This window comes from Amycolatopsis sp. H20-H5, assembly GCF_035828755.1.
Taxonomy (GTDB): Bacteria; Actinomycetota; Actinomycetes; order Mycobacteriales; family Pseudonocardiaceae; genus Amycolatopsis.
On sequence record NZ_JAYMZS010000033.1, the window covers coordinates 70,563 to 80,921 of the forward strand.

General features: G+C 68.2%; 7 protein-coding genes. 3 read left to right on the plus strand and 4 right to left on the minus strand.

Annotation, left to right across the window (positions count from 1 at the left end; genetic code table 11):
- The first annotated feature begins 28 nt into the window (after window positions 1-28).
- Window positions 29-715, plus strand: coding sequence for a TetR/AcrR family transcriptional regulator (locus QMK34_RS20015; protein ID WP_326415643.1), 687 nt, complete (start codon window positions 29-31; stop codon window positions 713-715).
- Window positions 716-743: 28 nt separating this feature from the next.
- On the opposite strand, the gene QMK34_RS20020 is transcribed toward QMK34_RS20015, so the two are convergent.
- The 4 genes from QMK34_RS20020 to QMK34_RS20035 form a co-directional block, all read right to left on the minus strand.
- Window positions 744-2,006 carry an MFS transporter gene (locus tag QMK34_RS20020; protein ID WP_326415644.1) on the minus strand — a complete coding sequence of 421 codons (1,263 nt, stop codon included), beginning with the start codon at window positions 2,004-2,006 and terminating at the stop codon, window positions 744-746.
- Between the two features lie 304 nt (window positions 2,007-2,310).
- On the minus strand, window positions 2,311-3,009 hold the full coding sequence (locus tag QMK34_RS20025) for a polysaccharide deacetylase family protein (protein ID WP_326415646.1): 699 nt from the start codon (window positions 3,007-3,009) through the stop codon (window positions 2,311-2,313).
- Window positions 3,010-3,050: 41 nt separating this feature from the next.
- Entirely contained in the window at window positions 3,051-3,749 is a 699-nt protein-coding gene (locus QMK34_RS20030) for a glycoside hydrolase family 11 protein (protein WP_326415647.1), read from the minus strand.
- A 141-nt stretch (window positions 3,750-3,890) separates the two neighbouring features.
- Window positions 3,891-5,381 carry a cellulase family glycosylhydrolase gene (locus tag QMK34_RS20035; protein WP_326415648.1) on the minus strand — a complete coding sequence of 497 codons (1,491 nt, stop codon included), beginning with the start codon at window positions 5,379-5,381 and terminating at the stop codon, window positions 3,891-3,893.
- 474 nt (window positions 5,382-5,855) lie between these two features.
- Here QMK34_RS20035 and QMK34_RS20040 point away from each other — a divergent pair, with 474 nt between their 5' ends.
- Together QMK34_RS20040 and QMK34_RS20045 are read left to right on the plus strand one after the other, a co-directional pair.
- Window positions 5,856-8,780, plus strand: a complete 2,925-nt coding sequence (locus QMK34_RS20040) for a glycoside hydrolase family 48 protein (protein ID WP_326415649.1) — start codon at window positions 5,856-5,858, stop codon at window positions 8,778-8,780.
- Window positions 8,781-8,808: 28 nt separating this feature from the next.
- Entirely contained in the window at window positions 8,809-10,344 is a 1,536-nt protein-coding gene (locus QMK34_RS20045; RefSeq protein WP_326415650.1) for a cellulase family glycosylhydrolase, read from the plus strand.
- Window positions 10,345-10,359: the final 15 nt, after the last annotated feature.

Below are 10,359 nucleotides of genomic sequence, written 5' to 3' on the forward strand. Positions count from 1 at the left end.
AGCGCACCGTCGATACTAAGGTTGGGTCATGGTGACCCCGCGGCAATCAGCGCGTGAACAGATGATGCGTGACATCGTGCGCGTCGGCCGGGAGCACTTGAAAACGCTGCTCCCGGCCGACCTGTCGCTACGGGGTGTGGCCCGGGACCTCGACGTCGTTCCCTCCGGGCTCTACCGCTACGTCCGCGACCGCGAAGCGCTCATCACCCTGCTGATCGTCGACGCCTATGACGAACTCGCCGACGAGGTCGACACCGCCATCGAGGCGACGTCGCGCCGATCGCACCGGAACCGTCTCGAGGCGGCAGTACTGGCCGCGCGTGCCTGGGCTGTTCGCGAACCGTCCCGGTTCGCCCTGCTCTACGGCACGCCGGTGCTCGGCTACCAGGCTCCCGGCGAGCAGACCGCGGGGCCGGGCACGCGAGTCGTCGTCGCGCTCGGCAGGCTGGCCGAGGACGCGTGGCGAACGGGCAAGCTGCGAAGAGTGGACTCCACGCTCAGCCAGTCAGTCCGCGCGGACATGGAACGACTGCGACAGCAGTACGGCCTCGACATGCCGGTGACCAACGTCGCCAGGGTCTACGGCCTGTGGTCGGCGGTCACCGGCGCCATTCTGTTCGACGCCTTCGGCCAGTACGCGGCGGACACGTTGAGCGACAAGGAAGCGTTCCTCCGTGCCCATGTCGCAGGCCTCGCGGACACCATCGGCCTTTGACCGCGCCCGATGGACAGTTGTTCAAGCGTTAGTCAAGATCATTCGTGGCCAAAGGTTTGGCTGCCCAGGCCAGTCCGGCGAGGGCCGAGGCCATGCAAGCGGCGACGAAGGTGAACGCGATCGCCGGGGAGGCGATGGTGTAGAGCAGCCCGGCGACGGTGCTGGCTATCACGTTGCCCGCGGCTTGGACTGTGGCGAGGAGGCCGAAGGCGGATCCTCGCAGGTGTTCGGGCGCGAGTGCGGCAACCGCGGCGTGTTCGGCGGTTTCGGCGCAGCCGATGCCGATCCCAGCCGTGATGAACGCGACGGCCAGCAGCACGATCACCGGGCCGGTCACGGCGAACAGCACGTAGGAGACCAGGAAGGTCGCGACACCCGCCGCCACGACGATGACGGGGCCGCGGGTGCCGAGCCGGTCGGAGAGCCGTCCGGCGGGGAACGACACGGCGGTCGCGGCGATGTTGTAGGCGGTGTAGAGCGCGAGCGCGATCTGCGTGGCGGTGTTGATCCCGTGGTCTGGGGTGAGCAGGTCGGTGGCGCGCAGGATGAGCAGGGTCGCGGCGAGGTTGCCGACTTCGAACACGGCGAACGCGGCCATCAGGCGGCCGAGTTGTCCGTGCAGGACCGGCCGGATCCGGATGCGGATCGACCGGTGTTCCCGCGCGGCCGGGAGCCGGACCTGCCGGATGGCGTAGATGATCGCGACGGCGGCGAGCAGGCCGGGAATGACCGAGAGCAGGATCGCGGTCCGGACGCTGAACATCGCGACCAGGCCGAGGGCGAGCAGCGGCCCGGCGATGGCGCCGAGGTTGTCCATGGTGCGTTCGAAGCCGTAGGCCCGGCCGTAGGCGGTGGCGGGCACGACGTCGGCGAGCAGTGCGTTGCGCGCCGGGACCCGCAGGCCGCGGGCGGCCCAGGCGCCGCCGCGCAGCAGCCCGACGGTGACGACGTTGCCCGCGGTACCGATCAGCGAGGAGAGCACGGCGGTGGCGGTGTAGCCGCCGACCGCGAGGCGGCGGCGGCGGTGCGGGTCGTCGGCCAACGGTCCGCCGAGGAACCGGCCGGCGCCGGCGAGCCCGTCGGAGATGCCCTCGATCAGCCCGAGTGCGGACGCGGGCGCGCCGAGGGTGGTGGTGACGAGGCTGGCCAGCAACGCGGTCGGGATCTCGTGTCCGACGTCGGCGAGGAAACTCGCCGAGCCGATGCCGCCGACCCCTCGGGTCATCCACGGCTGCTCCGCGGAGCCGGGCTGCGGTGTCGTGTCGTCATGGTTCTCGCGCTGGTCGGTCACCCGTGGACCTTCGCAAACCAGCGGTCATCGCACCAGCCCCCGTCAGGGGCGGCCGGTTGTGGTCACCGCTGGGTGCGGCTTCGACAACTCCGGCCGCGAAACCAGCCGCCGCGTCACCATGGAGTTCTGGGTGACGACCGCCTATCTTGTCTTCGCCGGGCCGTGGGCCTTGCTGATCGACAAACTGCGGAACACCGTGAGCGTCACCACACCCGTGGCGCGTGGATCCCTTTGCCCGCAGACCTCTTGGCGAAGGCTTGAAAAGCCGGGTCTCCACGCCGCGAGCGTGGAGACCCGGCTCCGATCAATTCGGGGCCACGGCGCGGCCCGTCTGCGGGGAGATCATGCCGGCGCAGAGGCCGCGGCCGGCCAGCCCTTGTGCGATGCGGGGGATCGCGGCGAGAGTGTTGGCGGCCCACTCGTGCATCAGGATGACCTGCCCGTTGGTGAGCCGGGCGTTGGCCTGCACGATCGCGTCGGTACTGGCGCCGTTCCAGTCCTGCGAGTCGACGTTCCAGATGATCTGGGTGAGGCCGTACTTGGCCTCGACCGACTGCACTGTCGAGTTCGTTTCGCCGTATGGCGGGCGGAACAGTTTCGGTGTGCCGCCGCCCGCGTTGGCGATCGCCTGCTGAGTGCGGGAGATCTCCGAGTCGATCCGCGACCGGCTTTGCTGGGTCAGGTGCGGGTGGGTGTAGCTGTGGTTGCCGATCCACATGCCTGCCTGGGCTTGGGCCCGGACCTGGGCCGGGTACGCCGCGGCGTACTGGCCCTCGTTGAACATCGTGGCCCGCAGTCCGTTCTGCCCCAACGCGCTGAGCAGCTTCGGGGTGTTGCTGGTGGACGGCCCGTCGTCGAAGGTCAGTCCGACGTAACCGTTGCAGGCGGCGGCGTACGAAGGGGTCGCTTCGGCGGTGAGGGTGACGGTGCTCGCCACGGCCATCGCGGCGACGGTGAGGCCGGTGACCATGGCGCGTTTCGGGTGACGTGGTCCGGTGCGCATGCGGGTGGGTCCTCCTCTGGTGGTCGGGGGTGCCGGGATGGTCATCCGTTCACCGTCAGGTTGGAGTTCCCGCTGCTCTGGTAGCCCTCCGTCGCGAGGATCATGTAGTAGCTGAAGGTGCCCAGCTTCATCCCGTACCGGGCCCACGCGTCGAAGTGGTTGCCGGTGCTGATGGTCCCGCCCGTTCTCTTCGACTGCCGGACGCTCCAGTACTGGTTGAACGTCTTCGTGCCTTCGACGGAGGGCGCGTTGTAGCGCGTCGTCTGGTAGACGTCGTACGTGCCGCCGTCACTGGTGACCGTGCCCTTGTACGTTCCCGTGGGCCGGTACGTGCCCCAGTTGTCGACGATGTAGTACTCCACGAGTGGGTTCGACGTCCAGCCGTACAGGGCCAGATATCCGTTACCAGAGGGGTTGAAACTGCCCGAATAGTTCACGTTCCGGCGTCCGCCGTTGCTCCAGCCCTTACCGGCCACGAAGTTCCCGGTGTTGGACCACGACATCCGATAGTTGCCAACGGATCCCAGTGTCATGGAGGACGAGCCGCCACCGTCGGTCCAGAAGGAGTAGTAATAGCCGTTGCTGGTGCCGGTCTGATTCCTGGTGATGACCGTGTCGGCGTGGGCGGTGCCGGGCAGGAGCGCGGCGGTCGTGGCCAGCGCCACGGTACAGGCGCCAATGGCGAGCAGCCGGGCGCGGCGGCGCAGGCGGCCCTTCGAGCGGGCAGGGGCGTGGTTCATCTGCGTGTTCCTCCTCATTGAGGCCGACCTGACCGGTCGGGCAGCGTGGCACGGTCCGAAGGGGACTGGTGACGGGACGATCTTGTGTCCGGCCACCGTGGATGGTCAAATGTTTTCGGAAAGTTTCGGAAGACGTCCTGTTCAGTTCAACGCCAGGAAGTGCGCCTTGATCCCCGCGCCGAACGCCGTCGGTGTGCCGTCGTAACTCGAGATCAGCGCCGGACCGGAACCGCAATTCCAGGTGTTCCAGGTCCAGCCGAGATACGAGGCGCCGTGCTGGTCGAGCCACGACATCAGCCCGGTGACGTAACCGCTCGCGCAGTCGTTCTCGCCGATTTCACCGGCCACCAGGGGAACCTGCGCGGCGACTGGGGCGAGGGTGGCGTCCCAGCACGAGGATGAGCTGCAGGTGTTGAAGTTGTACGAGTGCCACGAGGCGGCGAGATTGCCCGTGGGGTCGGCGGGTTTGTACTGCAGCCACTGGCTCAGGTCGTTGGCGTAGGCCAGGCCACCGAGCAGGATGACGTTGGCCGCCCCGGTCGCGCGGACCGCGTTGACCAGGGTCTGCATTCCGGCCACCTCGAACCCGACGCCGGGGCAGGCCGAACCGCCGTCGCGCCAGCACGCCCAGGCGCCGGAAGAGACCGCGCGGTCGACGTAGGGTTCGTTGAACAGGTCGAACACGGTCGCGTTGTCACCCTTGAACAGGGTGGCCGCGGAGCGCCAGAAGTCGACCGCGTGCGCGGCGTCGGTCATCGGCTTCTGGCAGGTCGAGGTGACCGCGGTGCAGGCGGAGGAGTTTCCGGTGTAGACGCCCTGTGTCCAGTGCAGGTCGAGGATGGCCACCAGCCCGTTCTGGTGCAGCAGGTCCACATAGGACTTGATGGCGTCGCGGTAGGTCTGCCCGGCGTACTCGGGTTTGACGTTGTCCAGGCCGAGCCAGCAGTCCTCGTTGAGCGGGACCCGGACGGCGTTGGTGTGCCAGCTCTTGATGGCCGACACCGACGCCGCGTCCATCGGGCCGTCAAAGATGCCATTGCCCTGCACGCAGGCGAATTCCGCGCCGGACCGGTTCACCCCGTGCAGGGTCACCGGTGTCCCGGTGGCGTTGACGAACCTGTTTCCGGACACGTGCAATGCCGGAGCGGTACCATCCGGCGGCGGGGTGGTGGTCGGTGTCGTGGTGGTCGGTGGCGTGGGAGTGGTGGTCGGCGGCAGTCCGGTGCAGCTCGTCCCGTTGACGGCGAAGTCGGTCGGCCTGGCGTTCGCGCCACTGTAGGAGAAGTTGGCCCCCGCACTCACCGATCCGGCCGCGGGGATGATGTTGTTCCAGCTGAGTCCGCTGACCGTGACGGTCTTGCCGGACTGGGCCCAGCTGCCGTTCCACCCTTGCTGCAGCTGCTGGTTCCCGCTGTGGGAGTACGTGAGCTTCCAGCCGGTGAGCGGCTCGGCGCCGAGGTTGGCCACGGTCACGTTCGCGGTGAACCCGCTGCCCCAGTCGTTGGTCGTGTAGTCCACCTTGCAGGCCGCCACAGCGGCCTGCGGGCCCGCCGTGGCGGTGGTCACCAGTGTCAGGCCGGCCGCGAGGGCCAGTGCGCTCGCCGAGGCGAGCAGGGCAGTTCTCGGTCGCATGGTCACTCCTTCGTGAGCTGCGTGGAAACGGGTGGTGCCGGTCCGGAACGGAGGACGGCGCCGAAGTGGGAGGCGAAAACTAGGAGCGCTCCCAGAAACATCGGGAGGTTAGCCGTCCGCGGCGCCGTCTGTAAACACCGAATCCGATGAGGACCGAGTCCGGGCACGAGCCGAGCGCCTGGGCAATTCGCGGGGAATCACCTGTCCGGCGCAGTGCTGGGGTGAACTGTGACTACAGCGAGAAGGCGCGGTGGGGCATTCGGGTGGTCACTTCCCGCTTGTTCAGGGCTGTTCAGGATCGATCAGTTCCGCATCGCCGACAGCGCAGACCGGCGACACGTCGGCTGGGTGCGGGGTGTGGATCACCGATTCTTTACAGCCGGTCGAGTGGTGGTTACCGTTCTGTCGATTCTGGAAGCGCTCCCAGATTCAGGCTCTGCCGATGGTCATCCCGAACAAAGGAGTTCCGCGGCCATGCACTCAAGACGACTTCTGAGCCGGACCAGGGCGGTGCCGATCCTCGTGATCGGGGCACTGGCCGGCGCGACAGTGGCTTCCCCGTCCCCGGCAGGTGCGGCGGCCGACGTGGCCTGCACCGTCCAGTACGCCACGAACGACTGGGGCACCGGGTTCACCGCGAATGTCACTCTCCGTAACGACGGGCCCGCGCTCGCCACCTGGAAGGTGGGCTGGTCCTTCCTCGACGGCCAGCAGATCCAGCAGGGCTGGAACGCCACCTTCGCCCAGGCCGGTGCGTCGGCGACCGCGTCCAGCCTGCCCTACAACGGATCACTGGCGACCGGCGCGTCGACCTCTTTCGGCTTCAACGGCACGAGAAACGCGGCCAACCGCCCACCCGCGGGCTTCACCGTCAACGGTGTCGCGTGCACCGGTGCCAACAAGGCACCGACGGTCTCGCTGACCGCACCGGCGGCGAGCGACACCTACTACACACCCGGCACGATCCCGCTCGCGGCCACGGCCACGGACTCGGACGGCGCGGTCGCCAAGGTCGAGTTCTACGCGGGGGACACCTTGCTGGCCACCGACACCACGGCGCCGTTCGCCGGGAGCTGGGGCAGTGTGCCCGCCGGGACGTACGCGATCACGGCGAAGGCCTACGACGACAAGGGCGCGTCGGCCACCTCCAGCCCTGTCACGGTGAAAGTGCTTGCCGGGCCGACGATCCTGGCTTCGCCACCGACCGCCGACGTCAAACAGGGCGGCTCCGCGACCTTCGGGGTGACCCTGGCCGGGCCGCCGTCCGTGCCGGTGACGGTGGCCGTGGCGAAGGCGACCGGGAGCGCTGATCTGACGGCCACCCCGGCTTCGCTGTCGTTCACCCCGGCGAACTGGAACGTCGCGCAGAACGTCACCGTCGCCTCCGCGGACAACGGTGGCGAGCTGGGCACCGCGACATTCACCGCGACGAGCACGGGGTACGCCCAAGCCACGGTGACCGTGCGTGAGATCGCGAAGTCCACTTCGGACTATCAGGTCGAATTCCTTAAGCAGTACAACAAGATCAAGGACCCGGCCAACGGCTACTTCCGGAAGTTCGGCGACCTCCTCGTGCCGTACCACTCGGTCGAGACCTTGATCGTGGAGGCGCCGGACCAGGGGCACGAGACGACGTCGGAGGCGTTCGGTTACTACCTGTGGCTGGAGGCGTCCTACGGCCGGGTGACCGGCGACTGGGCGCCGTTCAACTCCGCCTACGCCTCGATCGAGAAGTACGCGATCCCGTCGACCGCCGACCAGCCGACGAACAGCGGCTACGACGCGAGCAAACCCGCGACCTACGCGGCGGAGTACGCGAGTCCGAAGCAGTATCCGTCAAAGCTGCAGACGTCGGTCCCGGTCGGAGGTGACCCGATCGCCGCCGAACTGAAGGCCGCGTACGGCAACGCGGACGTCTACGGCATGCACTGGCTGCTCGACGTGGACAACATCTACCAGTTCGGCCATTGCGAGGACGGTACGAACACCGCCCCGGCGTTCATCAACACCTTCCAGCGCGGCTCTCAGGAGTCGGTCTGGGAGACCGTCACCCAGCCGTCGTGCGACACGATGAAGTTCGGGGGCAAGAACGGCTATCTCGACCTGTTCACCGGCGACTCCACGTATGCGAAGCAGTGGAAGTACACCGACGCGCCGGACGCCGACGCGCGGGTGGTGCAGGTGGCCTTCCAGGCCGAGAAATGGGCCAAGACGCAGGGCAAGTCGGCCGCGATCGCCGACGTCGTCAAGAAGGCGTCGAAGATGGGCGACTATCTGCGGTACTCGTTGTTCGACAAGTACTTCAAGAAGATCGGCAACTGTGTCGGCCCCTCGACCTGCGCGGCGGGAACCGGCAAGGAAAGCGAGCACTACCTCGTCTCCTGGTACTACGCCTGGGGCGGCTCGCTCGACCCGGCAAGCCCGTGGGCGTGGCGCATCGGGGATGGCGCCGCGCACCAGGGCTACCAAAACCCGCTGGCCGCGTACGCGCTTTCGGCGGACGCCGGGTTGAAGACGATCTCCGCCACGGGTTCCGCGGACTGGGCCAAGAGCCTCGACCGGCAGCTCGAGTTCCTGCAGTGGCTGCAATCCGCCGAAGGTGGTCTCGCCGGTGGCGCGACCAGCAGCTGGGAAGGCCAGTACGGCACCCCACCGGCCGGGACACCCACGTTCTACGGCATGTTCTACGACCAGCAGCCGGTGTGGCACGACCCGCCGAGCAACCAGTGGTTCGGGTTCCAGACCTGGGGCATGGAGCGGATCGCCGAGTACTACCAGGCCACCAAGGACGTCCGGGCCAAGAAGGTCCTCGACAAGTGGGTCCCGTGGGCGATCGCCGGTACGACGGTGGGCACCGGCGGTGCGTTCCAGATCCCGTCCGACCTGACCTGGACGGGCACACCCGACACCTGGAACGCGACCGCCCCGGGCGCCAATACGGGCCTGCACGTGGCGGTGAAGAACCACAGCCAGGACGTGGGTGTCGCGGCTTCGCTGGCGAAGACGCTGCTCTACTACGCGTCCGGCTCTGGCAGCGCCCAGGCGCGGACGGTCGGTGAGGGCCTGCTCACGGCGCTCATGGCCCATCCGGATGCCAAGGGCATCGCCATCCCGGAAACCAGAACGGACTACAACCGGTTCGACGACGCGTACGACGCGACGACGGACCAGGGGCTCTACGTCCCGCCGGGCTGGACCGGGACCATGCCCAACGGCGACCCGATCACCGCGAGTTCGACGTTCGGCTCGATCCGGTCGTTCTCCAAGAACGATCCGGACTGGCCGAAGGTCCAGTCCTATCTGGACGGTGGGCCCGCGCCGACGTTCACCTATCACCGGTTCTGGGCGCAGTCGGAGATCGCCACCGCGTTCGCCGCGCACGTGGACCTGTTCGGCTGACCGGGAAAAACGAAAGGACACCACGAGAATGAAGCGATTACGCGCCTTAGGGTGTGCAATCGCCGCACTGGCCGGGGCCGTCGTCTTCACGGCGGCCCCGACCATGGCGGCGACACCGCGGGTCAGCGGTACCGGTACGGGGTACTGGCACGCAGCCGGTGCCCAGCTGGTCGACGCGACCGGCGCGCCGGTGCGGATGACCGGCGTCAACTGGTTCGGCGCCGAGACCGGGAACTACTCACCGCACGGTCTGTGGACCCGCGACTACCGCGAGATGCTCGACCAGATGGCGGGCCTGGGGTACAACACGCTCCGGCTGCCTTACTCCAACCAGCTGTTCGACCCGGGCTCGACACCGGCGGGCATCGACTACGCGAAGAACACCGACCTGCGGGGCCTCGGCGGGCTCGCGGTGCTGGACAAGATCATCGCCTACGCGGGCACCAAGGGCATGCGCGTGGTGCTCGACCAGCACCGGCCGGACTCCGGCACGCAGTCGCCGTTGTGGTACACCAGCGCGTACCCGGAGAGCCGGTGGCTGGCCGACTGGAAGATGCTCGCCCAGCATTACCGGGGCAACCCGACGGTGATCGGCGCGGACCTGCACAACGAGCCCCATGCCATCCAGGGTGGTGGGGGAGCGTGCTGGGGTTGCGGTGACGTCGCGACCGACTGGCGGCTCGCGGCGGAGCGGGGCGGGGAGGCCGTGCTGGGCGTCAACCCGGACTGGCTGGTCATCGTGGAGGGCATCGACTGCGTCTCCGGCACCGGTGACCCGCAGTGCGGCTGGTGGGGCGGCAACCTCTCCGGCGCCAGGCAGTACCCGGTCCGGCTGTCCCATCCGGACAAGCTGGTCTACTCGGCACACGAGTACGCCACGTCGGTGTTCGCCCAGCCGTGGTTCTCCGACCCGGCGTTCCCGGCGAACCTGACCGGGCTGTGGGACCACTTCTTCGGTTACCTGAAAAAGGAGAACATCGCACCGGTGCTGCTCGGCGAGTTCGGCACCACGCTCGCCGACCCGCGGGACAAGGTGTGGCTTCAGGAGCTGATGCGGTACACGGGCACGGGGACCGGCGGGATGAGCTTCACCTACTGGTCGTGGAACCCCAACTCCGGGGACACCGGCGGGATCCTCAACGACGACTGGACCACGGTCAATCAGGCCAAGCAGTCGCTCGTGGGCCCGTACCTGATCCCGCCGTCGGGATCGGGCACCACCGACCCGCCGCCCGATCCGCGACCGGGTGCGTGTGCGGTCGCCTACCACATCGACAACAGCTGGAACGGGGGCTTCACCGCCACCGTGACGCTGAAGAACACCGGCACGTCCGCGCTGGCGAACTGGAAGCTGGCCTGGACGGCCCCTTCGGGAACCCAGCTCGTCAACGGCTGGAACGCCACCGTCAGCCAGAGCGGGCAGCAGCTGACGGCAACGGCGCCGTCCTGGTCGCCAGCCCTTGCCCCGGGAGCCGCGGTCGCCCTCGGCTTCCAGGCGAGCGGGCCGTCGAGCGGCCTGCCCACCGATTTCAAGGTGGGCACGGCCGCCTGCGCCGCGGGCTGACGTCCTGAGGGAGAG

Bases quoted from the DNA above. Each gene is read 5' to 3' on its own strand.
- QMK34_RS20045 (WP_326415650.1), top strand. From the start codon at position 8,809: ATGAAGCGATTACGCGCCTTAGGGTGTGCAATCGCCGCACTGGCCGGG.
- QMK34_RS20035 (WP_326415648.1), bottom strand. From the start codon at position 5,381: ATGCGACCGAGAACTGCCCTGCTCGCCTCGGCGAGCGCACTGGCCCTC.
- QMK34_RS20015 (WP_326415643.1), top strand. From the start codon at position 29: ATGGTGACCCCGCGGCAATCAGCGCGTGAACAGATGATGCGTGACATC.
- QMK34_RS20025 (WP_326415646.1), bottom strand. From the start codon at position 3,009: ATGCGCACCGGACCACGTCACCCGAAACGCGCCATGGTCACCGGCCTC.
- QMK34_RS20030 (WP_326415647.1), bottom strand. From the start codon at position 3,749: ATGAACCACGCCCCTGCCCGCTCGAAGGGCCGCCTGCGCCGCCGCGCC.
- QMK34_RS20040 (WP_326415649.1), top strand. From the start codon at position 5,856: ATGCACTCAAGACGACTTCTGAGCCGGACCAGGGCGGTGCCGATCCTC.